Annotated in this window: 18 protein-coding genes; 8 read left to right on the plus strand and 10 right to left on the minus strand. The window is 64.5% G+C overall.

The features are described from left to right. Nucleotides 1–17: 17 nt before the first annotated feature. Complete coding sequence (locus FHR27_RS06670; protein ID WP_264650106.1) at nt 18–824, plus strand: IS3 family transposase; 807 nt, start codon at nt 18–20, stop codon at nt 822–824. A 560-nt stretch (nt 825–1,384) separates the two neighbouring features. Here the strand turns inward: FHR27_RS06670 and FHR27_RS06675 are convergent. From FHR27_RS06675 to FHR27_RS06690, 4 genes are read right to left on the minus strand one after another with little or no spacing between them, the layout of a single operon-like run. Then, a complete protein-coding gene (locus FHR27_RS06675; protein WP_042556724.1) occupies nt 1,385–3,145 on the minus strand; it encodes an ABC transporter ATP-binding protein in 1,761 nt (586 codons plus the stop codon). Further along, nucleotides 3,142–4,284, minus strand: a complete 1,143-nt coding sequence (locus FHR27_RS06680; RefSeq protein ID WP_179538126.1) for a beta-glucosidase — start codon at nt 4,282–4,284, stop codon at nt 3,142–3,144. The genes FHR27_RS06675 and FHR27_RS06680 overlap by 4 nt, the downstream gene beginning before the upstream one ends. An 8-nt stretch (nt 4,285–4,292) precedes the next feature. After that, nucleotides 4,293–5,513: a UDP-galactopyranose mutase gene (gene glf / locus FHR27_RS06685; protein WP_179538127.1), complete on the minus strand. Its 1,221-nt coding sequence runs from the start codon at nt 5,511–5,513 to the stop codon at nt 4,293–4,295. Beyond that, entirely contained in the window at nt 5,501–6,688 is a 1,188-nt protein-coding gene (locus tag FHR27_RS06690; protein WP_179538128.1) for a glycosyltransferase family 1 protein, read from the minus strand. The genes glf and FHR27_RS06690 overlap by 13 nt, the downstream gene beginning before the upstream one ends. 289 nt (nt 6,689–6,977) lie before the next feature. Between FHR27_RS06690 and galE the strand changes: the two genes are divergently transcribed. Together galE and FHR27_RS06700 are read left to right on the plus strand one after the other, a co-directional pair. After that, complete coding sequence (gene galE, locus FHR27_RS06695; protein WP_179538129.1) at nt 6,978–8,027, plus strand: UDP-glucose 4-epimerase GalE; 1,050 nt, start codon at nt 6,978–6,980, stop codon at nt 8,025–8,027. Nucleotides 8,028–8,356: 329 nt separating this feature from the next. Next, entirely contained in the window at nt 8,357–8,893 is a 537-nt protein-coding gene (locus tag FHR27_RS06700; RefSeq protein ID WP_082045930.1) for a sterol desaturase family protein, read from the plus strand. On the opposite strand, the gene crtB is transcribed toward FHR27_RS06700, so the two are convergent. The 5 genes from crtB to fni are packed head-to-tail and all read right to left on the minus strand — an operon-like array spanning nt 8,775 to nt 14,746. Next, on the minus strand, nt 8,775–9,776 hold the full coding sequence (gene crtB, locus FHR27_RS06705) for a 15-cis-phytoene synthase CrtB (RefSeq protein ID WP_179538130.1): 1,002 nt from the start codon (nt 9,774–9,776) through the stop codon (nt 8,775–8,777). The genes FHR27_RS06700 and crtB overlap by 119 nt on opposite strands. Further along, complete coding sequence (locus FHR27_RS06710) at nt 9,773–11,263, minus strand: phytoene desaturase (RefSeq protein WP_179538131.1); 1,491 nt, start codon at nt 11,261–11,263, stop codon at nt 9,773–9,775. The genes crtB and FHR27_RS06710 overlap by 4 nt, the downstream gene beginning before the upstream one ends. Continuing rightward, entirely contained in the window at nt 11,260–12,426 is a 1,167-nt protein-coding gene (gene crtY / locus FHR27_RS06715) for a lycopene beta-cyclase CrtY (RefSeq protein ID WP_179538132.1), read from the minus strand. The genes FHR27_RS06710 and crtY overlap by 4 nt, the downstream gene beginning before the upstream one ends. Beyond that, entirely contained in the window at nt 12,423–13,694 is a 1,272-nt protein-coding gene (locus FHR27_RS06720; protein WP_179538133.1) for a glycosyltransferase, read from the minus strand. The genes crtY and FHR27_RS06720 overlap by 4 nt, the downstream gene beginning before the upstream one ends. Then, the gene (fni, locus tag FHR27_RS06725; RefSeq protein ID WP_042556733.1) at nt 13,691–14,746 is read right to left on the minus strand and encodes a type 2 isopentenyl-diphosphate Delta-isomerase; all 1,056 of its coding nucleotides are present in this window, start codon (nt 14,744–14,746) and stop codon (nt 13,691–13,693) included. Before fni ends, FHR27_RS06720 begins: the two co-directional genes overlap by 4 nt. Before the next feature lie 253 nt (nt 14,747–14,999). Here fni and FHR27_RS06730 point away from each other — a divergent pair, with 253 nt between their 5' ends. Then, on the plus strand, nt 15,000–15,887 hold the full coding sequence (locus FHR27_RS06730) for a polyprenyl synthetase family protein (protein WP_042556734.1): 888 nt from the start codon (nt 15,000–15,002) through the stop codon (nt 15,885–15,887). Nucleotides 15,888–15,896: 9 nt separating this feature from the next. On the opposite strand, the gene FHR27_RS06735 is transcribed toward FHR27_RS06730, so the two are convergent. Continuing rightward, nucleotides 15,897–16,373, minus strand: coding sequence for a hypothetical protein (locus FHR27_RS06735; protein WP_052493877.1), 477 nt, complete (start codon nt 16,371–16,373; stop codon nt 15,897–15,899). A gap of 239 nt (nt 16,374–16,612) precedes the next feature. Between FHR27_RS06735 and FHR27_RS06740 the strand changes: the two genes are divergently transcribed. From FHR27_RS06740 to FHR27_RS06755, 4 genes are all read left to right on the plus strand, one after another. Beyond that, entirely contained in the window at nt 16,613–17,125 is a 513-nt protein-coding gene (locus FHR27_RS06740; RefSeq protein WP_042556735.1) for a sigma-70 family RNA polymerase sigma factor, read from the plus strand. Then, entirely contained in the window at nt 17,119–18,069 is a 951-nt protein-coding gene (locus FHR27_RS06745; protein WP_179538134.1) for a FecR domain-containing protein, read from the plus strand. Before FHR27_RS06740 ends, FHR27_RS06745 begins: the two co-directional genes overlap by 7 nt. 1,148 nt (nt 18,070–19,217) lie before the next feature. After that, complete coding sequence (locus FHR27_RS06750; RefSeq protein WP_179538135.1) at nt 19,218–21,662, plus strand: TonB-dependent siderophore receptor; 2,445 nt, start codon at nt 19,218–19,220, stop codon at nt 21,660–21,662. Between the two features lie 200 nt (nt 21,663–21,862). Then, nucleotides 21,863–23,248 (plus strand): diaminobutyrate--2-oxoglutarate transaminase, encoded by a 1,386-nt coding sequence (locus FHR27_RS06755; protein WP_042556529.1) that lies wholly within the window; start codon nt 21,863–21,865, stop codon nt 23,246–23,248. Nucleotides 23,249–23,276 lie beyond the last annotated feature (28 nt).

Raw genomic sequence — 23,276 nt, forward strand, 5'->3', positions numbered from 1 at the left:
TGGGCGAGCAGTACGACATCAATGAATGTTGCCGTGTACTGGCCGTCAGTCGCAGCGGCTTTTACAACTGGCGTCAACGCAAAGGCCGACCTTGCCCTGAGCGCGAGCAGCTCAAGGCCAAGCTGGTCAGGCATCACCGAGCCACGAGAGGATCGGCTGGTGCTCGCACGTTGGCCAAGTTGCTGCAGGCCGACGGCCACCGGGTGGGCCGTTTCAAGGCGAGTGGACTGATGCTTGAAGCCGGTATCGCCAGTCGGCAACGTCGCCGGCACAAGTACAAGTCCTCAGGAGTAGAGGCGTTAACGGCACCGCATGTCCTCAAGCGCCGGTTCGATGTAAAGACTCCTGACACGGTGTGGTGTGGGGATGTCACCTACATCAAGATTGGGAAACGGTGGCTTTACATGGCGGTGGTTCTAGACCTGTTTGCCCGGCGTGTCGTGGGCTGGTCGTTCTCGTTGATTTCGGATGCGGCGTTAGCCTGCGAGGCGTTGCGAATGGCCATTGAACTGCGGGGGCACCCGACAAATGTGCTGTTCCACTCCGATCAAGGCTGCCAGTACACCAGCCATCGATTCAGGGATGAGCTGAGCCGGCATGGTCTTCAGCAGAGCATGAGTCGCAAAGGCGAGTGTTGGGACAATGCTCCAATGGAACGTTTCTTTGGCAGCCTGAAGTCGGAATGGGTGCCCGATGGAGGTTATGAAACAGAGCATGAGGCCCGGGTGGATGTGCAGATTTACATCACGCGCTACAACACCATCAGGCCTCACAGTTATAACGGCTACCGATCACCCGTGGCTGCAGAGAAGCTGGCGGCCTAAACCATAAACGGTGTCCAGAATTACTTGACCAGTTCAGCTTGCGGGCGAATCGCGATGCAATGCCGACATCCCGGTGCGGCCACCATCGTTTCGCGCCGGGGGCGACGCTCCTACGGTGGTGGCGGGTAATGCACTTACCCAGGCGTGTGCAATCACCTGTAGGAGCCCGCTTGCGGGCGAATCGCGAGGCAATGCCGACATTCCGGTGCAGCCACTATCGTTTCGCGCCGAGGTCGGCGCTCCTACGGTGGTGGCGGGTAATGCACTCAGGCACCTGCAATCACCTGTAGGAGCCCGCTTGCGGGCGAATCGCGAGGCAATGCCGACATCCCGGTGCAGCCACTATCGCTTCGCGCCGAGGTCGACGCTCCTACGGGCGTGGCGGTGACGCATTTAACCAAGCGCCTGCAATCACCTGTAGGAGCCCGCTTGCGGGCGAATCGCGAGGCAATGCTGACATCCCGGTGTAGTCACTATCGCTTCGCACCGGGGTCGGCGCTCCTGCGGGGGTGGCGGGTAACGCACTTGCTCCGACAAGGGGCACGTTGCGCAGGCGACTGTCAGGTCGCGTCGAACCCGGCTGCCTGAAGACGCCATAAGCGTTCGAAGCTGCCGCCCTGTTGGCGCAACTGCTCAGGCGGTCCGTCTTCGACGATGCGACCCTTTTCGAGCACCACCACGCGGTCGAAACTGGCCAGCGTCGACAGCCGGTGCGCCACAGCCAGCACCGTGCGGCCCTGCATCAGGTTGGCCAGAGCTGCCTGGATTTCCGCTTCGGAGTGCGTGTCCAGAGCCGAGGTGGCTTCATCGAGGATCAGAATCGGCGCGTCCTTGAGAAATGCCCGGGCGATGCCGAGACGTTGCCGCTGACCACCGGAAAGCATTACCCCACGCTCGCCCACCTGGGTGTCGTAGCCTTGCGGCAGCTCGCGGATGAAGGTGTCGCAGAACGCATGATGAGCGGCTGCCGTGACCTCGTCGTCACTGGCGTCCGGCCGGCCATAACGGATGTTCTCGCGAATGCTGCGGTTGAACAGCGCGGTCTCCTGAGGCACCACGGCCATGCGAGCGCGCAGGCTGTCCTGGCTGACCTCGCTGATGTCCTGGCCGTCGATCATCACGCTGCCGGCCTGCACGTCGTCGAGGCGCTGAATCAGGCTGAGCAGGGTGGATTTTCCTGCGCCGGAAGGCCCGACGATACCGACCTTCTGGCCGACCGGGATATGCAACTGAAAATCCTCGAACACGCGCCGGCCATCCGGGTAGGCGAACGCCACATGGCGAAACTCGATATCGCCGCGCGACAGCGCCAGCTGGGTTTCCGGATCGTCCAGCTCATGGGGCTGCACGATGATCCGCAGGGTGTCTTCGATGGCGCCGAGTTGCTGGGTGGTGTCGACCAGCGCCAGGGCCAGGTCGCGGGAGCCGTGCAGGATGCGGAAGGTCAGGGCGCTGACCATCACCACGTCGCCAGCGGTCACGGTACCGGCTATCCATAGCTGGATGGCCCAGACCAGCATGCCGCCCGCCATCAACGACAGGCAGATGTCGTGGATCACCCGTGCCTTTTCCAGGTACATCCAGCTGCGCCGCTGCGCGTGGGCTTCCAGACCGATCTCCTCGGCCAGGCGGCGGCTCTCGCGGTCGCGCGCGGAAAACGCCTTGATGGTCCAGACATTGGACACCACATCCACCAGCTCGCCGCCGACCCGCGCCGCCTGTGCCGCGAAGCGCTGGTGCTTGCTGCGCCCGCGGATGCCGAAGGCGGTAATCAGCGCGGCCACGATCATCACGAACACGATCAGCGCCAGAGCCATGCGCGTGTGCACGGTGAACAGCACCAGCACGGCACCGACGAAATCCACGCACGGCGGCATGATCTTCCAGGCCAGGCCACCATAGATCGAGCCTGCCGCCTGACCGGTAGCGGAAATGCGGTTGCCGAGGGCGCCGGCGAAGTGCCGGGCGAAGTAGCCCATGGGGTGACCGGTGAGGTGGCGGAACAGGTCGACACGCAAGTCCACGCAACTGGCCACCACCGTGTGGCAACCCAGCCAGCCACCGAGCCGCCAGAAGACGTTCTCGACCACGATCAGGCCGATGAACAATCCCAGCGGAAACCACACCTCGGCGTGCTGCCGGTCGTCGGTGGCCATGGCATCGACCAGTAGCTTCATGCCGTACTGCACGGCCACTGCACAGGCGCTGGCGCCGAGAATCAGCAGGAACATGCCACCGAAATGCCAGGGGCGACGGCGCACGTAATGGGCAAGGAAGGCCACCGGTCGGCCGGGCAGTTCTCGCGCTGCCGAGCGGCTCAAGTGCGCGCCACCCGTTGGGCGGCGAGGGTGTCGACATGGAACTGCTGACGCCGCAGCTCTTCGGCCAGCGCCTCGCACACCGGCCGCGCGCCGTGTTCGTCGGGGTAGCCGAACAGGCCTGCCGGGCAATGCCTGTCATCCGTCCAGCCGGGGTAGTCGAGCACCGGGTACAGGCAGATGCCTTCCAGGGGCAGTCCGCGCTGCAGGGCCAGGCGCACCTGTTCGCCGATATAGCGCAGCCACTCGCCGCGCAGGTCACCCTCGGCGCCGGTTTCCGCCACCAGCACGGGCCGTCGATAACGCTGGTAGACCTCGGCGAGGATGCCGCTGAACGGCCGGTAACCTGGCTCACCGCGCCACAGCGTGCCGCCACCGGAGAACCACTGGTTGTTCGGGTAGTAGTTGACGCCGACGATGTCCAGATACTCCGGGCGGCCACCAAGCCCCGGCCATTGCAGCCCGGCGAGCATGTCCCAGGCCTGGAACTGGGCAAGTCGGTAGCGCTCGGCCTCGGCCTGGGCATCCGCGCGATTGCCCCGTGGCACCACGTGGATCACCGGGTCCACCTGAACGAAACGCGCGCGACGGTCGACCCCGCGTATCGCCTCGATGGCGGCGATACTGGCCCGCACCAGTTGATGCTTGAGTTCGTCGCCACGGCCTCTGCCCAGTGGCGCCAGGTAAGCGACATCGCCACCGGCCCAGGCCAGGAAGGACATCTCGTTGATCGGCGAGTAGAAGGGCACCCGATCGCTTTCTTCACGAACCAGGCGGGCGGTGGCTTCGGCGAAACGTGCGAAGCGTTCGACGAATTCCGGCCGCCAGATATCGATATGGTCTGGCCAGCCGTAGTGGCACAGGTCCCAGATCACCTGCACGCCAGCCTGCTCGGCTGCCCTCAGCTGCGGCACGAAGCTCGACCAGTCGTAATGCCGTGGCGTGGGCTCGATCAGGTGCCAGCGCAAGCCGTCACGAGCCGAGCGGATGCCGTGCCGCCGCAATGCGGCATAGTCGTTCGCCGCCCAGTGCGCGTGTCGCGTGCCGTCGATCAGATCGAGCCGTCTGCCATCGTCACGGCGATGGGTCGAGCACTCGTAGCCGCCGAGAAAGAAACTGTCGAACAGGGAAGGGAGGTGCATCGCGGGTCCTATGTGGCAAGGCTTTCGCCGTGCTCGGCGCTTTCATGCTCTGCAACCTCGCCACCGGCTTGCTCGATACGCTTGTAGAGCGCCAGCGCCTGACCGACGACCTGGTCCATGTTGTAGTACTTGTAGGTGCCGAGCCTGCCGAGGAAGGTGACCCCAGGCGTTTCCCCCGCCAGTTGCTCGTAGCGCTTGTACAGTTCGGCGTTTTCCGGGCGCGGGATCGGGTAGTAGGGGTCGCCTTCGGCCGACGGGTATTCGTAGGTGATGCTGGTTGCGGCGTGCTGCTGGCCGGTGAGGTGCTTGTATTCGCTGATGCGTGTGTGCGGCACCGCCTCGTCCGGGTAGTTGACCGTCGCCACCGACTGGAAGCGTTGCTGGTCGAGGGTGTGGTGCTCGAACTTCAGCGAGCGATAGGGCAGCTTGCCAAAGCAGTGGTCGAAGTATTCGTCGACGGGGCCGCAGTAGATCAGGTGCCCGTGCTCGACCTCGTCCCGAATCTGCCGGTAGTCGGTGTTCAGCCTGACGCTGATGTTCGGGTGATCGAGGATGCGCTCGAACATGCGCGTGTACCCGTGCAGCGGCATCTGCTGGAAAGTGTCGGTGAAGTAGCGGTCATCGGTATTGGTTCGCGTCGGCACCCGTGCGGTGACCATCTTGTCCAACTGCGATGGGTCCAGGCCCCACTGCTTGCGGGTGTAGCCGCGGAAGAATTTCTCGTACAGCTCGCGGCCGATCTGGTTGACCACCACGTCTTCGCTGGTGTGGATGGCGGCTACCGGCTCGGCACGACTGGCCAGGTAAGCGGCGGCGTCTTCGTCGCTTTGCAGGTTCAGTCCATACAGGGCATTGAGCGTGGTGCGGTTGATCGGCACCGGCACCTGCTGGCCATCGACCACCGCCAGCACGCGGTGCTCGTAGGGGCGCCATTCGGTGAAGCGCGACAGGTAGTCGACGATGCGCTGGGCATTGGTATGGAAGATGTGCGGGCCGTAGCGATGCACCAGCACGCCGGCTTCGTCGTAATGGTCATAGGCGTTGCCAGCGATGTGCGAGCGCCGGTCGACCACCAGTACGCGCTTGCCCAGGCCGGCCGCCAGACGCTCGGCGAGCACGCTGCCGGCGAAACCGGCGCCGACGATCAGGTAATCGAACGCCCGCGGGCTGTCTTCATCATGTAGCTGGTCGTTGCGCGATGCGGCGTTTCCGGGATTCAGCGGATGCATTCGATCATCTCCTTCATGTCGGCCTGGGTACGATCCCAGGACATACCTGCGAGCACGCGGTCAGCGGCGCTGAACATGGCATCGTGGTCGGCGGCAAGGGCGAGTGCCTGTTCACAGGCAGCGACGAATTCCTCGGCGGTACCGGCGATCAGCACCAGGCCGCAATCGCCGTAGCTGCGCACCACATCGTTGATCGGCGTGGACACCACCGGGCGGCCTGCGGCCAGGTATTCCGGGGTTTTGGTGGGGCTGATGAAGCGTGTCGACGGGTTCATGGCAAAGGGCATCAGCGCCACATCCCAGCCTGCCAGGTAGCGGGGCAGCTCATCGTAGGTCTTGCTGCCGAGGTAATGAATGTTCGCCTGCTCGGGCAGGCTGGCCGGGTCGATCTTGACCACGGGGCCGATCATCACCAGTTGCCAGTCGGGGCGCATCGTCGCCACGGTGCGTAGCAGCTCGATATCGAAACGCTCGTCGATCACGCCATAGAAACCCAGGCGCGGGCGGTCGATTTCGGCCTGATCCGGCGGATCGCTCTGGGCCTGGCGTGCAGCCGCGAAATGGGCGATATCCACGCTGCTGGCAAAGGCGTGTGCGTTGGCGTGCAGCGTGCGCTTGGCCTCCCAGATGCTATGGCCGCCGGTGAACACCAGATCGGCACGGGCCAGCAGATCGCGCTCGCGCTCGACCAGTTCCGGCGGGGCGCCCTGGAAGGCCGAGAGCTCGTCCATGCAGTCATAGATGGTCACCCTCGGTTGCAGATGGGCCGAGAACGCCAGGCTCATGGGCGTGTAGTACCAGAGCAGCAGGTCATCGACCTCCAGCCTGGCCAGGTAGATGTCCAGCAGAGCACGGATGGCGGTATTGCTCGCCTGGGTATCCAGGCCATGTGGCAGGCGCGGTACCAGCACCTGGACGCCTCGTTCATCGGCGCGCACTTCCAGCCAGGGCAGGGCTTCGTCGCTGCCGATCGGCTCCTCGAAGAACAGTACGTTGTAGTCACGCACGAAGCGCGACATCAGGTGTTGCGGGCGCTGATAGACGAAGCTCCAACGCAGGTGCGAAAGACACAGCAACGTGGGGATGGCGGGGTCGAAGATGACAGCGGCTTCGGCCTCGTTCGACGGCCTTTGCGACGTGCCGATCTGCCCTTGAAAGGATCCTGCCCAGCTCATGTTCGTGCCTCCTCGAGTAGCCCCACAAGCGAAGCGCCGGGGCTCTGGCACGGCCGTTTCGCTTAACCGGACGAGTGCGAGGGGTGGACGGTGGGTGGCTCCGGGCAGTTCAACAGATCGGCTGAAAGGTCAGCGAATCACGCGTTCATCCCTTGACCTGAACTAGTACGAAGCGGCCCTCGTCGGACCCTGTGTAGTCGATCTTCTTCCTGCCATGCAGGCGACCCGTGTCGTAGTGCACATCCATGGGCGGTTTCAACCGAGCGACCTGATCCCATAGGAGACAACCATGATATTGGTCACAGGAGGTGCCGGTTACATAGGCTCCCATGCAGTGCTGACGCTGCTGCAGGCCGGGCATGAGGTCGTGGTACTGGATAATCTGTGCAACAGCTCGCGAACGTCGCTGGAGCGCGTGGCGCTCATCGCCGGGCGCAAGCCGCATTTCATCAAGGGTGACATCCGCAATCGTGGCCTGCTCGACGATCTGTTCCGACGCTGGCCGATCACCGCGGTCATGCATTTCGCCGGCCTGAAGGCCGTTGGCGAAAGCGTTCGCGATCCGCTGCGCTACTACGAAACCAACGTGGCAGGCAGCATCACCCTGTGTCAGTCGATGGCCGACGCGGGCATCTTCCGTCTGGTGTTCAGCTCCTCGGCCACCGTGTATGGCGAGTCGGTCAGCATGCCGATACAGGAGGACTGCCCCACCGGCATTCCGACCAACCCCTATGGGCAGTCGAAGCTGATGGCGGAAAACGTCCTCAAGGCGCTCGCCCATTCCGATCCGCGCTGGTCGATTGCACTGTTGCGTTACTTCAATCCCATCGGCGCCCATGAGTCCGGGCTGATCGGCGAGGATCCCAACGGCATCCCCAACAACCTGCTGCCCTACATGCTGCAGGTGGCGGTCAGGAGACAGCCGCAGCTGAGCATTTACGGTGATGATTACCCCACCAGTGACGGCACCGGGGTGCGCGACTACATTCACGTGATGGACCTGGTCGAGGGCCACCTGCTGGCCCTCCAGCGGCTCGCGCACAGCCGTGGCGCCACGGTCTGGAACCTGGGTACGGGGCAAGGCTACTCGGTGTTGCAAATGGTCCGCGCCTTCGAAGCGATCATCGGCCGTGCGTTGCCCTTTCGCATCGTCGCCCGCCGCCCTGGTGATATCGCCCAGTGCTGGGCCGACCCCAGCAAGGCCAGGAGCGAGCTGCAATGGAGCGCCGCGCGGGGCCTGCATGCCATGCTCGCTGACTCATGGCGCTGGCAGAAGAGTAATCCCCAGGGCTATCGGGCGAGCGCAGCCAAGATGCCAGTGACGGAACTGGCCAGCTAGGTTCCGGTGCTCGGCGCCTGGAGCCCGGCTTCGTGCGCGATTTCACGGTCGTTGCCGAGCAACCTTGAGCGCCTGCCTGAGCCACTGGAGAATTTTACCCTTTGGCTTTCTGTGCCAATGCGCTCAACCACGGTAGGATGGGCGCCAGTTGCCGATACGGAGCGCGTGCTCCGCACGCCGATGGATCGCCGGGCGCTGTCGAGTGTCGATAGCAGAGACGCCGTGCATCGTCCGATCAATTACCACCGCCTGAAGGATTACCGCGTGTCGCCAGCCAGCCTCAACCGCCTTCAGATGGGCTCCAGCCGTTCGCAAGGGTCCGCCCCACGATGATCATCAACGCCCTGGTTTTTTTCGTCACGCTGACCGCCATGGAAGGTGTGGCCTATTACGCCCACAAGTACGTGATGCACGGCTGGGGGTGGGGCTGGCATCGTTCGCATCACGAGCCGCGCGAAGGCTGGTTCGAGAAGAACGATCTGTACGCGGCGGTATTCGCCGGGCTGGCCATCGTGCTGATCGCCCTCGGTACCCAAGGCATGCACCCGCTGGAGTGGATCGGCGCGGGCATGACCGCCTACGGCCTGCTGTATTTCGTTGTCCATGACGGTCTGGTGCATCACCGCTGGCCCTTTCGCTTCGTGCCGCGTAGCGGCTACCTCAAGCGCCTGTACCAGGCACACCTGATGCACCATGCGGTGGATGGCAAGGAGCGCTGCGTGTCCTTCGGCTTTCTCTACGCGCCTTCTACGGCGCGTCTGAAGGCTCAGTTGCGGGCGATGCATGACGGGCCGCTGCGCAAGACGGATGCGGACGTTGCCACAGGTTCCCGGGGCGAGCCGGCCAGCGCGCGAAGCGACTCGTAAGCGCCCGCCACAATCCGCTCAGCACGGCGCCGATCTTCTCCGCCTTGGAGGTGGAGATGCGCGCGTCCCAGGCGTGATCGCCAGCGTCCAGCACCTTCATGCCGATCTGCCGATAGACCGCCGCCGCCGTTGCCACCGCCCAGGCCGAGCGCCAGGGTAGGGCGCTGAGGCCGGCCTGGGCGCTGGCGTAATAGGGCTCGGCCAGCTCCACCAGGCGTTGGCCGAGCACGGCGACGGCGGGGCGGTGATGAATGTCGGCGACCTGATCACGCGGCACGCCCAGCTCCTCCAGCCACTCTTCAGGCAGGTAGCAGCGACCCACGGCAGCGTCATCGACGATATCCCGAGCGATATTGGTCAGCTGAAATGCCAGGCCGAGGTCGCAGGCGCGATCCAGGGTCGGTTCATCTCGGGTGCCCATGACCCGCGCCATCATCAGCCCCACCACCCCGGCTACGTGGTAGCAGTATTGCAACGTGTCGTCGATGCTCCGGTAGCGGCGCTCCAGCACATCCATTTCGAAACCTGCCAGGTGCTCCTGGGCATGCTGCTCGGGAATGTCGTGAGCGCGCACCACCTGGCGAAAGGCGGCGAAGGCGGGGTCGTCCAGTTGCGTACCGGCATACACCGCGCGGGTCTGGGCCTTGAGATGCGCGAGGCGCTGCTCGGCTTCCTGGCGGCTGATGGGCACCGCGTCGTGGCCGGCTTCCTGACCGTCGATCACGTCGTCGCAGTGGCGGCACCAGGCGTAGAGCATCACCGCGCTGCGTCGGGTCGGTTCGTCGAACAGCTTCGAGGCTGCCGCGAAGCTCTTCGAACCCACGGCGATACTCTGGTTGGCGTGCTCGATCAGCGCCTGATCGTCCGGGGCCGCGGCGTTCATGGCTGCAGGTCCTCGATCATCAGGCCGGCAGTGGCCTTGGCCGAGCCGATCACGCCGGGAACACCGGCGCCCGGGTGGGTTCCCGCACCGACCAGATAGACGTTTTCCAACTGCGCGTCGCGGTTGTGCGGGCGGAACCAGGCGCTCTGCTGCAGCACCGGCTCCAGGGAAAACGCCGAACCCTGATAGGCATAGAGTTCATCGCGGAAATCATTGGGCGTGAAGATCCGGCAGGTCACCAGGTCCTCGCGCAGCCCCGGGATGTAGTGTTCCTCCAGGTAGGCGAGGATGCGATCACGGTAGCGGGGGCCCTCGACGTCCCAGTCGATCGGCGCATTGCCCAGGTGCGGTACCGGCGACAGCACGTAATGACTGGAGCAACCCTCTGGCGCCAGGCTGGGGTCGGTCACGCAGGGGGCGTGCAGGTACAGGGAGAAATCCTCGGCCAGGGTCTGGCCGGTGAAGATTTCCTCGATCAGCTCGCGGTAGCGCGGCCCGAAGCACACCGTATGGTGCTGCAACTGCGGCTGTGGGCGCTTGAGGCCAAAGTGGATCACGAACAGCGAATTGCTGAAACGTTTGCCTTTCAGGCGACGGCCTTCCTGGCGGCCACGTGGATGGCTGGCGAGCAGCTTGGCGTAGGTGTGTACCACGTCGGCGTTGGAGGCCACGCTGTCGGCGGCGAACTGGCGGCCATCCTGCAGGCGCACCGCAGTGGCACGGTTGCCAGCGGTGTCGATGGCGGCCACGTCGGCATTCAGCTCCAGAGTGCCGCCAAGGTCTTCGAACAGCCTGACCATGCCCTGCACCAGCGCGCCGGTGCCGCCCTTGGGAAACCATACGCCCCATTCACGCTCCAGGGCGTGGATCAGGGTATAGATCGACGAGGTGGCGAAGGGGTTGCCGCCCACCAGCAGGGAATGGAACGAGAAGGCCTGACGCAGTTTGTCGTGTTCGACGAATTTCGAGACCATCGAGTAGACGCTGCGCCAGGCCTGCAGCCGCGCCAGTTGCGGGCCGACTTGCAGCATGTCGCGAAACGACAGGAAGGGCACCGCGCCGAGCTTCAGGTAACCCTCCTTGAACACCGCACGGGAGTAGGCCAGGAAACGCTGGTAACCCTCCACGTCGGCAGGGTTGAGGGCCTGGATCTGACGATCCAGCTCGGCCTGGTCATTGGCGTAGTCGAACTGCGTGCCGTCCTCCCAGCACAGGCGGTAGAAGGGTTTGACCGGGAGCAACTCGACGTAGTCGGCAATGTTTCTGCCACTGAGCGCGAACAGCTCCTCGATGGCGCTCGGGTCGGTGATCACCGTTGGGCCGGCGTCGAAGGTGAAGCCCTGGTCGCGATAGACGTAGGCGCGGCCGCCCGGCTGGTCGCGTTTTTCCAACAGTGTGGTGTGGATGCCTGCGCTCTGCAGGCGAATGGCCAGGGCCAGCCCGCCAAAACCGGCGCCGATGACGATGGCTGTTTTCGCTTGGGTCATGAACGAGTCTCGAAATGCCGCGGGGAATGGCGCACGGCCGCCCGCATGGCTTGATCAACGGGCACCGGCGGCTTGCCGACAAGAATTCGTGCACGGTCGTACCAGGGGTTGCTGCCAGCGTAGAAACGCTCGATCAGCCCTGCCGGCAGTCCGTAGAAGCGCTGCATCACCTGCCAGCGATCCTGGGGGCGCCCGGCCAGGAACAGCATGCGGTTGAGCAGGCGGTAGAAACCCTGATTGCGCCATTCGCCTCGCGCATGGGCGCGCAGGTCGTGGGCCAGGGTGGCGGCGTCACGCAACTGATAGTTGCTCAGCCACTCGGCCAGGCGGACGGCGTGGGGCAGGGAATAGCCGGTGGTGCAATGGAACAGCCCGGCGCGCAGCCCGGACAGCGGCTGGCCTGCCGCCTCGTTCCAGAAAGCGTCGAAGTCGCCGGCCAGGGTGATCGGCAGGATGCCCTGTTCCTCGCGCAGGCACTCGGCGATCTGCCAGCCATGCTGGCGGGCGTAGGCCGCGATGTGTTCGCGCAATTGCTCGGTGGAGGCACGGTGATTGTCGACGTAATGGGTGTCTTCGATCAGCAGCGTGTCCGCCGAGAACGGCAGTACGTAGACGAAACGATAGCCATCGCCCTGGGGAACCCGCGCATCCATGATGATCGGTGCTGTCAGCCCATGGGGCTGCTCCAGGCGCAGCAACTGCCCGACGAAGGCCTGCTGACCGAGTACCAGATTGCCGCTCGGTCGGGCACCACGGCCATCGATCACCGCCCGGGCGACGAGCCGCTCGCCGTTTTCCAGCGTCACCTGGGTAGGGCTGATCTCGGCGATGGTGCTACCCAGGCGCAGGGACGAACCCAGCGCAGGGGTGATGACCTCGGCGAAACGCTCGCCGGTGATGCTCGCATAACCGCTGTTCATCGCCCGTGACAGATAGGGGAAGTGCACCTGATAGCTCGGCCAGCGTTTCACCACCAGAGGCTCCAGCCAGCGGTGCTGAGTCTCGCTCAGGTCGCCATCGTGGAACGACCAGGTGTGGTTGCCGCCCAGGCACGGCTGTTCTTCGATGCACAGTACCTTGAGGTCCGGTCGCTGCTGGCGAAGGCGCCAGGCGATCAAACCATTGGCGAGGCCGCCGCCAGCCAGGATCAGGTCGTGGTTCATAGGTCGGCAGCCCGTACGGAGGCCGATTGCAGCAGCGCCGCCTCGACGATATCGGCCGCCCTGGGAACGCCGCCGGCCTGCTGCAGTTCGGCGATCAAGGGGGCGAAACCCGGCAAGGGCTGCGCGAGCAAGGAGCGCAATGCAGCTTCGATGCGCGAGACGCTGGCGCGGCGGCTCAACTGGCTGCCCACGCCGCGATAGGCCACGCGCGCGGCTACGCCCGGCTGATCGAAGGCGATCGGCATCACCAGCATCGGCGTGCGCGCGGCGATCGCATCCATCACGGTATTCAGGCCACCGTGGGTGATCACCGCGTCAGCCTGCTCCAGCGCCCATTGCTGTGGCGCGAAATCGGTGACCCAGGTGGCGCCGCGCTCGATCAGCCGACGCTCCTGAGCGGCGTCGAGCTTGCCGCAGTGGGCGATCAGCAATTGCCCGTCCAAACGGCGGCAGGCACTGGCGATCCGTTCGAACAGGCCAATGCGGTCGCCCTGCAGGGTGCCGAGACTGGCGAAGAAGAAGGGTTTCTGCCGGTCGATGGGCCATTCGCCCTGCTGCGCGCTCGTCGGACTGCGCAGCGGGCCGACCGCATGGAAGTTGGCCGGCAGCTGGCTGCGCGGGAAATCGAAGCCGGCCAGGGTCTGGCTGATCTGCGCCAGGGGCGACAGGCACTCGTGCAGCGCAGTGCGCGGCGCTATGCCCAGGCGCAGAGCGGCCTCAGCGATCACCTTGCCCAGCGGCTTCATCAGCCAGTCGTAAACCTGGCTGCTGCCACGGTACATGTGCTGGCTGCGCTCATCGCTGGCATAGGCGAACGGCATCACCGGCAGTGGCAGCCCTGGTTCGCGATTGACCGGCAGCGCACAGGCAACGGAAATGAACGGCAGGCCCAGGCTTTCGCCGACCAGCCCGCCAGCCGGTTCCATCTGGTCGCAGAGCACGGCCTCGATGCCGTTGTCGGCGAATGCTCCCGGCAGCTCGTTGCAGAGCATGGCCGTGGTGCCCGCCATCTGCTTGATGATTCGCCGCAGGCCCCAGGGCGTGTCCGGGCGCGCTGCCTGGCGCAGGGTCTGTTCGAGGCTGCCCGGTGGATGACTGCCGGCACCCACCGAACGGAAGCCGATGCGCGGGTCGCTGAGCCAGTGGGCGGCGTCCGACTGATGGAAGAAGGTCACCCGGTGGCCGCGCTCGATCAGCTCGACGCAAAGCGCCTGCAGGGCTTGGAAATGGCTGTAGTAGGGCGGCGCGATGACGGCGAAGTGGGTCATGCTTGTGTCGTTCGTAGTGAGCCGGTCGGGAGCAGTCGGGCATTGCGCAGCGCCGCCAGGTTGGCGGAACCGGTGCAGAAGCACGCCGTGCGCAGTTGCCGGATGACGATCTGGAAGTGTTCGATCACCGCCTCGGTCGACAGCGTGGCACCTGCCAGCGCGCCTGCCGCCTGGCCGACGATATCGGCGCCGAGACGAATGGCCTTGGCCGCATCCACGCCATCCTGCACACCGCCGGAGGCGATCAGTGTTACCTGCGGCAGCGCATCGCGTATCGACTGCACGGCTGTCGCCGTGGGAATCCCCCAGCCGGCGAAGGCCATGGCTACGGCGCGATCCGCCGGGTTCGCCGCGCGTTCGCCTTCCACGGCCGCCCAGCTGGTGCCCCCGGCGCCCGCCACGTCGATGACCTGTACGCCAGCCTCGACCAGAGAGCGGGCTACCGAGACCGACAACCCGGCGCCGACTTCCTTGACGATCACCGGCACGGGCAGAGAAGCCGCCACGCGGGCGATTTGCGTCAGCACGCCACGCCAGTTGCGGTCGCCTTCGGGCTGCACGGCTTCCTGCAGCGGGTTGAGGTGAATGATCAGGCCGTTGGCTTCCAGGGCGTCGACCGCACGGCGCGCCAGATCGAGGCCCTGCGGTTCCAGCAGTTGCGCCGCACCGATATTGGACAGCAGCGCAATGCCTGGCGCGTAGCGGCGCAGCTCGCGGGTCAGGCCCTGATCGTTGCCGGTTTGCAGGCTGACGCGCTGGGAGCCGACGCCCATGGCGATGCCCAACTCCTGGGCCGCTTCGGCGAGGTGGCGGTTGATGGCTTCGGAGCGGTTGGCACCGCCGGTCATGGAGCTGATCAGCAGGGGCGCCTGCAGGGCGATACCGAGCAGCGAGCTGCGCAGGTCGATCTGCCCATGGTCGAGCTCCGGTAAGGCACAATGTTCGAACTGCACGCTCGCCCAGCCGGCGCTGACACGGGTAGTCGCCTTGTGTCGATCCAGGACGATATCCAGATGGTCATCCTTACGCCGGCTCAGGTCGTTATTATTCATGCAGGCTCCATTGCGCAGGAATCATTTCGGGGGGCACGCGGTCTGTCCAGAACGGAATGATCGAATAGAATATCGACATCCGCTAGGCTTAAATTGGCCACATTATCAGGCAACTGCACGTATTAGACGTTCCAACATTACAAACCGGCTTCTGTTGTGATCATTTCGGTGTCAGGATCCTGCGTTGCCGTGCCCTGACAGTACTTGAAAGCGTGTCCAAGTGTTGCGGGAATACAGAAGAAGAGAGGGAACGATGACAGCCTATGCGACTGCAACGATCGACAGCGGATTCACCGAGCACCTGCTGCAACTGCGCGGTGCCATCGAGGGCCGGCTCGATGAGCTGCTGCCCGCCGTCAGCAATGAACGGGACCTGGTAGCCGCTGCCGTCCGTGATGGTGCGCTGGCCCCTGGCAAGCGCATGCGGCCACTGTTGCTGCTGCTCGCCGCCAATGGCCTGGGCGCCAATCAGCGCCAGGCGCTGGATCTGGCCTGCGCCATCGAGATGGTTCACGCCGCTTCGCTGATTCTCGATGACATGCCGTGCATGGATGACGCCCAGATTCGCCGCGGCCGGCCCACCGTGCACCTGGCGTTCGGCGAAGACATCGCCATCCTCGCCGCCGTTGCCTTGCTGGCGCGCGCCTTTGGCGTGGTGGCGGGTATCGAGGGGCTGAGGCCTTTGGTGCGTACCCAGCTGGTGGAAATCGTCGCCAACACGGTCGGCTCACAGGGGCTGGTACAGGGCCAGTTGCAGGACCTGCGCGATGGCAAGAATGCCCGCTCCGAAGAAGAGATCGCCGAGACCAACAACCTCAAGACCGGGGTGTTGTTCAGCGCGATCATGGACATGGCCTACTTGATCAGCGACGCCCCCAAACCGGTGCGCGGCGTGCTGCAGCGTTTTGCCGTCGAACTCGGCCATGCGGTGCAGCTCTACGATGACCTGCAGGACGCCAACCCCAACAATGCCAAGGATCAGGGCAAGGACGACGGCAAATCGACCCTGCTGGCACTGTATGGGGAGGAGCGAGTGCGTGAGCGCCTCGATGGGCACCTGGCACGCGCCCAGATCTGTCTGGACGAAGCCTATCGGGGGGACGTGTACATAGGTCGCTTCCTCGGCATGCTCTTCGCCTGAGAACCGGGATTACCGAGGGAGCGCCTCGAGCGCACTCTGCAGTTCGGCCGCATCGCTGAAGCGCTGTTCGCGAATCACGCTGCCGCCTTCGAGTTCCAGCCATTGCACGGTTTCCCGGTCGCCTTCATAGCGGCCTGCGACCCTGCCGGTCTGATCGAGCATGATGCGGTACTTGGCCGAGCGCATGGCCGGTACCGCCACCATCTTCGCCAGCGATGGCATCTTCTCGATATCCGCGACGTAGACCACGTGGCGCGCCTCCAGAAAACCTTCCGGCTTCTCCTCCAGTGCGCCATTGACCAGGCGCGCGGTCGACATGCTGCGTGCCACCAGCACCACGCGGGCGCTGTCATTGAGGGTATAAGCCTTCTCGAACTGATCCAGCAGTGTCCAGGGCGTCGAGGGAGCCGGCGCGGTCGCGGCTTCGTCGGCAGCCCAGGCGGACGAACAGATGACGCTGAACAACAGAATGGAGAGAGACTTCATGGCAGGCCGCTTTGTCGAAAAATTCGCAGCACAATAGAGTGCAGGGGCGGTCATTGCCAAATGTTTTGCGGTGCCTGCAGCGCAATCCAGCTGCCAACTGCTCCGCCGTGCGGTGGGTGAGACGTTCGAGGACCGTAAAAGGCGACACGAGGGCGTTAAATCGGCAAGCAAGGCTACCGCTCGCGGCAGTTGTTAATTAGAATCGATCTCGTTATTGGTCCTCGTAACGGGTGTTTGGCATGGTCGGTTCGGCTGTATCAAGTGAGCGGGCTTTTCACGATCTCTACCGTGATCACCGCAGCTGGTTGGAGCAGTGGCTGAGCAGGCGCATGGGCAACGGCTGGGACGCAGCTGATCTCAGCCAGGATGCCTTCATGCGCGTACTGGCAGGCTCGCAGGCGATCGCCGACCTGCAGGAACCGCGTGCCTACCTGAAAACCATCGGCAAGCGTCTGCTGATCAACCTGCACAAGCGCCGCAGCCTGGAGCAGGCGTATCTCGATGCGCTGATGCAATTGCCCGAGGCCAGCGCACCGTCCCCGGAGCAACGCTGGCTGGTGCTCGAAACCCTGCAGGCCCTCGACGAATTGCTCGACGGGCTGCCACGGGTGGTACGGCGCGCGTTTCTGCTCAGCCAGCTCGAAGGGCTGGGCTACCGCGACATCGCCGAGCGGCTCGACGTCTCCGAACGCAGCGTCAAGCGCTACATGGTGCAAGCGTATGAACACTGTCTGCTGGTCGAGCTGTGCTGAACCGCGAGATCAGTGACGACACCCGGCGTGTCGCTCGCTCCGCTGCACGCTGGCTGGCGCTGATCGAATCCGGCGAAGCCGGTGAGCAGGACCATGCCGCGCTACAGCGCTGGCGTGATCACAGCGCGACCCACGAGCATGCCTGGCAACGAATTCAGGCACTGCGCTCGCGCTTCGACGGGTTGCCACCCGAACTGGCCATGGCCAGCCTCAACCGCCCCGACCAGGGGCGTCGGCGCATGCTCAAGGGCATGCTCGGCCTTGCCGCCGTGGCACCGGCGGCGTGGCTGGTCAGCCGCGAACTGCCAATCGATGCCTGGCGGGCCGATCTATCCACCGGCACCGGCGAGCGCCGCAGCCTGACCCTGGCCGATGGCAGCGTGCTGGAGCTGAATACCGCGTCCGCGGTGAATCTCGATGCCGGCAAGCGTCAACTGACTCTGGTACGCGGCGAAATCGCCTTGCGGGTGGCTGGCGCATCCCCCTTCATCATCGACACCGACCAGGGCAGGGCAACGGTCGGCGCAGGGGAAATCTGCGTGCGTCAGCAGGAACAGGCCTGCGAGTTCTCGGTGTTCCACGGTGCCGCACAGCTGCGGCCAACCGGGTACGACACGCTAGCCCTGCAGCCTGGCCAGCGGGTGCGACTGCGCGGCGGGCGCATCGAGTCCACCCAGGCCTTCGACACCGGGGCACCGGGCTGGCGTGACGGGGTGCTGATGGCCAACGATCAGCCCCTGGGTGATTTCCTGCGGGAGCTGGACCGCTATCGGCCAGGCATCCTGCGTTGGTCGCCAGCCCTCGAATCACTGCGCGTCACCGGCAGCTTCCGTCTCGCCGATACCGACCAGATCCTCGACCTGCTCGCCGCCAGCCTGCCCCTGGAAGTCCGCGCTCGCACCCGCTACTGGGTCACCCTGGTACCCCGCGAACGAGCGGCCTGACCCAGGCGTCTGAAGATCGAGACCTGACAACGGATCGCCCGCAAGCTGGCTCCTACGGTATTGGGGCGGTTCCGAGGTGACTGTAGGCGCCAATGCACTAGGCCCGCGGTTCCTGCGGCGGGTGGAGATCTCGACCTGTAGGAGCCCGCTTGCGGGCGAAGCGATGCTGGCCATCCTGGTAGATCGGCACCGAACAACGGATCGCCCGCAAGCGGGCTCCTACGGTATTGGGGTGGCTGCGAGCTGAATGTACGGCGCCAATGCGCTAGGCCCGCGGCCCCAGCAATGGGTGGAGATCTCGACCTGTAGGAGCCCGCTTGCGGGCGAGCAATGCTGGCCATTCAGGTAAATCGGCATCGAACAACGGATCGCCCGCAAGCGGGCTCCTACGGTATTGGGCCGGCCACGAGGTGAATGTACGGCGCCAATGCGCTAGGCGCGCGGTTCCTGCAGCGGGTGGAGATCGAAACCTGTAGGAGCCCGCTTGCGGGCGAAGCGATGCTGGCCATCCTGGTAGATCGGCACCGAACAACGGATCGCCCGCAAGCGGGCTCCTACGGTATTGGGGCGGCCACGAGGTGAACGTATGGCGCCAATGCACTATGCCCGCGGCCTCAGCAACGGGTGGAGATCTCGACCTGTAGGAGCCCGCTTGCGGGCGAAGCGATGCTGGCCATCTTGGTAGATCGGCACCGAACAACGGATCGCCCGCAAGCGGGCTCCTACGGTATTGGGGCGGCCACGAGGTGAATGTACGGCGCCAATGCGCTAGGCGCGCAGTTCCTGCAGCGGGTGGAGATCTCGACCTGTTGGAGCCCGCTTGCGGGCGAAGTGATGCTGGCCATTCAGGTAGATCGGCACCGAACAACGGATCGCCCGCAAGCGGGCTCCTACGGTACTGCGGCGGTTGTGAGGTGAATGTACGGCGCCAATGCACTAGGCCCGCTGTTCCTGCAGCGGGTGGAGATCGCGACCTGTAGGAGCCCGCTTGCGGGCGATGCGCTTGCGGCCATGGCAACGGTCACCCAGCGAAAATCGCCCGAGAGCGGTTCCTGCGCATGGGGTGTGAAATTTCTTCCCGCGCGCTGTCCCTTTTTTTTCACTGGCCTGTCATGGGTAGTAAGTGAATTAAAAAGAGAGTCTTGCCAATGCCATCCATGACACGTCATCGGCCTCGTCTGGTGTCATCCATTTCCTACTCGACGGTATGCCTGAGCCTGCTGCTCGGTTTCGGGGCGGTCGCACCGTTCGCCGCTCATGCCCAGAGCCAGGAGCGCAGCTACAACGTGCCGGGCAGCGACCTGGGTGCCGCGTTGAGCCGTTTCGCCAGTCAGGCTGGGGTGAGCCTTTCCGTCGATCCGGCGCTGGTCAGCGGCCACAGCACTCAGGGGCTTTCCGGCACCTACAGCGTCGACGAAGGCTTCGCGCGGCTGCTGCAGGGCAGCGGGTTGCGCCTGCAGCCGGTTGGTGCAGAAGCCTATACCCTGGTGCCAGCCAGCGAAGGCGCCTCTGCCATGGAAATTGCCCCGACGGCGATCAGCGGCGTGACCGATCCAGCCGAGAGCCTGCAAGGCGAGCGCTACGCCGGTGGCCAGGTGGCGCGCCGCAGTTCCCAGGGGCTGCTGGGCTCGCGGGACTTCATGGAATCGCCACTGAGCATGACCACCTACACCAGCGAGGCGGTGAAGAACAATCAGTCGCGTACCCTGGCAGACCTGACCGCCAGCGACCCGGCAGTACGCTCGACCAACCCGGCGGGCGGCCGTTTCGAGCAGTTCACCATCCGTGGTTTCAGCCTGTTCAACAGCGACGTGTCCTACGGCGGGCTGTACGGCATCATGCCGACGTACTCCATCGACATGGAAATGGCCGATCGTGTCGACATCCTCAGAGGCCCCACCCAACTGGTCAACGGCATCTCGCCGCGGGGCAGCGTTGGCGGCGGCATCAACGTGGTGCCCAAGCGCGCCACCGACAAACCGATCACCGAATTCACCGGCAGCTATGCGTCGGACAGCCAGGTTGGCGGCGCCGTCGATGTCGGCCGTCGTTTCGGCGAGGACAACCGCTTCGGTATCCGTTTCAACGGGGTGAAACAGTCCGGCGATACCGAGTGGGATCACCAGAAGGTCAATCGCGAAATGGCCGTGGTCGGTCTGGACTTCCGCGATGAGCGCCTGCGCCTGTCGATGGATATCGGCCATACCGAACGCGACACCGACGCGCCGCAGGAGCGTGTACTTGTCGGCGCCAACGCGCCGGTTCCCAGGGCAAACGATGTTCGCCACAACTATGCCCAGGCCTGGAGCAAGGCCGAAACCAGCGATACCTTCGGTGCCCTGCGTGGCGAGTACGATATCGACGATTCGCTGATGGTTTACGGTGCCGTGGGCGCGCGCAAGAGTAACCATGACTTCCTCCGCCACAACGTGTCGATCACCAACGCCGCCGGTGACTTCACCATCCAGCCCCGTGATTTCACCCGGGACGAAGACGTGCGTACGGTGAACGCGGGCGTGCGTAAATGGTTCCAGACCGGCCCGGTCAGCCATGAGATCAACCTGGCTGCCGATTACTTCTCCATGGATTTCGAGAACGGCGGCGGGCGTTACGCCAACCGTGCGGGCAATCTCTACAACCCGGTCGCGACACCTGAGCCAACCGTACGGACTCGTGATGACGCCAAGGTCTACACCGAGAACCGTTTCAGCGGTGTCGCGCTCTCCGACACCATGGGTTTTCTGGACGATCGTGTATTGCTGACCCTTGGCGCCCGCTGGCAGCGGGTCAAGGTCGACGATTGGGAAAACGGCATCAAGGGCGAGACCGGCTACGACGAAGAGAAACTGTCGCCGTCGGTCGGCGTGCTGTTCAAGGCCACCGACCAACTGTCGCTCTACGCCAACTACATGGAAGGCCTGAGCCAGGGCAAGATCGCTCCGTCGACCTCCAACAACGAAGACGAGATATTCGCGCCCTTCATCAGCCGTCAGCTCGAGGCCGGTGCCAAGTACGACATGGGCAAATTCGCCATTACCGCTGCGGTATTCCGCATCAAGCAGCCGGCCTACGAGACTGCCGCGCCGCAGGCAGGCCAAACGCTGGGCACCTTCGGCCCCAATGGCAAGCGCATCAACGACGGCATCGAGCTGAACGTGTTCGGTGAGCCCATCGAAGGCTTCCGTCTTCTCGGCGGTGTGATGTACATCGACAGCGAACTGAAGGACACCAACAACGGTGGCGTCAACGATGGCAATCGTGCCCCGGCGACGCCCAAGTACAACGCCAACCTGGGTGCAGAGTGGGACGTGCCGACCCTCCAGGGCCTGACTCTGACCGCCCGTGGCATGTACAGCAGCTCCCAGTATCTGGATCAGGCCAACTCCAAGGAGATCGACTCCTGGGAGCGCTACGACGTAGGCGCTCGCTATGCCTTCAAGGTCGACGAGACCGATGTCACCTTGCGCGGCACCGTCGAGAACGTGTTGAACAAGCGCGACTGGATTTCCGCCGGAGCTTCGGATGACAGCGAAGCTGGCCTGACCATCTCCACCCCGCGCACCTTCATTCTGTCGGCGACCCTCGGGTTCTGACAGTTCGTAGCACCTCTGCGGTGAACGCCCGTGTACCGGGCGCTCGCCGCACACAATAAAACCAACCATTCAGGGATGAAGCGGGAAGCCTCGCAGAAGGCTGCCCCGTGCTTTGCGTGACCTGCCATTGACTGATGAGTGCAGTGCTGACGACTTTCAACGGCTCCAACCGGAGCCTCGAACAGATAGAGGCGAGCACCATGTTGAGTGAACGAGCGATACCACTGGACCGATTCCAGCGCGATTCGGCCCACAGCAACAACGCGGATTACCTGGAACGCCAGGAACGATTCGAATCCAATGTGCGCAGTTACCCGCGCAAGCTGCCCCTGGCCATTGCCAAGGCGCAGGGCGTGTGGGTGACCGATGTCGAGGGGCGTCGGTACCTCGACTGCCTGGCCGGCGCAGGAACCCTGGCGCTGGGCCACAACCACCCAGCCATCGTCGACAGCCTGTCGAGCTTTCTGGCTTCCGGGGTGCCCATGCACACCCTGGACCTCACCACGCCGCTGAAGGATGCCTTCAGCGAGACCCTGCTCGGTGTGCTGCCGAGCCAGGGCTATTGCCTGCAGTTCTGCGGCCCCTCGGGTGCCGATGCCGTGGAGGCCGCGCTCAAACTGGCCAAGACCGTTACCCGGCGCAGCAACGTGATCGCCTTTTCCGGCGGTTACCACGGCATGACCCATGGTGCCCTGGCAGTGACCGGCAATACCGGCCCGAAAGATGCCGTGGCCTCGCTGATGCCCGGTGTGCAGTTCATGCCGTTCCCCCACGAATACCGTTGCCCGCTGGGCATCGGCGGCGAGGCGGGTGCCCGTGCGCTGTCCTACTACTTCACCCAGTTCATCGAGGATGTCGAGAGCGGCGTTTGTCTGCCGGCTGCGGTGATCGTCGAGGCGGTGCAAGGCGAGGGCGGGGCCAACCCGGCCCCCAATCAATGGCTGCGAACCCTGCGCGAGGTCACCCGGCGCCACGGCATCCTGCTGATCCTCGACGAGGTGCAGGCCGGCTTTGGTCGCACCGGGCGGATGTTCGCCTTCGAGCATGCCGATATCGAGCCCGACATCATCGTCATGTCCAAGGCGGTCGGCGGCGGCCTGCCACTGGCGGTACTGGCCATCAAGCGCGAGTTCGATGCCTGGCAACCGGGCGCCCATACCGGCACTTTCCGCGGCAACCAGATGGCCATGGCCAGCGGCATGACCACCCTGCAGATCATTCAGAACGATGCCCTGGCCGAGCAGGCCCGGGTGCGCGGTGACTGGCTGAAAGAGCGCTTCGATGCCCTGCGTGAGCGCTACCCGGTGATTGGTCAGGTGCGTGGTCGCGGGCTGATGCTCGGCCTGGAAATCGTCGACGAGCGTCAGCCTGCCGACGCGCTGGGCGCCCACCCCATGGATGCTGCGCTGTCGGCTGCCATTCAGAGCCACTGCTTCAGGCAGGGGCTGCTGCTCGAACGAGGCGGGCGCAATGGCAGCGTCATCCGCCTGTTGCCGCCATTGATCATCGACGAGGCGCAGTGCAGTGAAGTGATCGTCCGTTTCGAGCGCGCGCTGGACGCCGCGCTGGGAGGTGCCCGTGGCTGATCTGTCTGCACGCGCCGTGCGTGCCTAC

Source organism: Pseudomonas flavescens (assembly GCF_013408425.1).
Taxonomy (GTDB): domain Bacteria; phylum Pseudomonadota; class Gammaproteobacteria; order Pseudomonadales; family Pseudomonadaceae; genus Aquipseudomonas; species Aquipseudomonas fulva_A.